The 614-nt window shown below is 36.3% G+C and carries 1 tRNA gene and 1 rRNA gene; both read left to right on the forward strand.

The features are described from left to right. Positions 1 to 58, forward strand: a 16S ribosomal RNA gene (locus tag ND2E_RS0121530); the annotation flags it as partial. Positions 59 to 141: 83 nt separating this feature from the next. Then, positions 142 to 218: transfer RNA gene (locus ND2E_RS10710), tRNA-Ile, on the forward strand. Positions 219 to 614 lie beyond the last annotated feature (396 nt).

Genomic DNA, 614 nt, shown 5'->3' on the forward strand with positions numbered 1-614 from the left:
TGGGGTGAAGTCGTAACAAGGTAACCCTAGGGGAACCTGGGGTTGGATCACCTCCTTATCTTGATATAAAACGATTTAATGAAAGCTTCGGCTTTATGAGTGTTCACACAAATTACATGATAACAAATTTGAAGAAATAATAGGTCTGTAGCTCAGCTGGTTAGAGCGCACCCCTGATAAGGGTGAGGTCGGCAGTTCAAGTCTGCCCAGACCTACCAATTTACTTAAATAAAGTAATTGGTAGATTCTTCTTGAAAGAATAAAAACCAAATCTAAAGACACTTTTACAGTGATTTTACATTTGGTTTTTTTAAACCATATCGTTACCGAATGCGTGTAACTGATAAGTTCTTTAACAATCTGGAAAGCTGATATAAATACCGATATTTATGTCGTAACGAACGGTGTCGCGCTGAACGTTACAAATGACGTAAGTATCATCGATAAACATTCTCCTCGAGTGTTTATCATTAATAAGTAAAAAACTCAGTTAATGTCTACTCGACGTTAATTGTTTTATCAAGTAACTCATCATAAATCTTAGGGTTTATTGAGTACGTGAAAATGTCAGACTTTACAATACGTTCGGATTAGTCTCCGAGCTTTACTAAGAC

The sequence above is a fragment of the Colwellia psychrerythraea genome, from assembly GCF_000764225.1.
In the GTDB taxonomy this organism is placed as follows: domain Bacteria; phylum Pseudomonadota; class Gammaproteobacteria; order Enterobacterales; family Alteromonadaceae; genus Colwellia; species Colwellia psychrerythraea_D.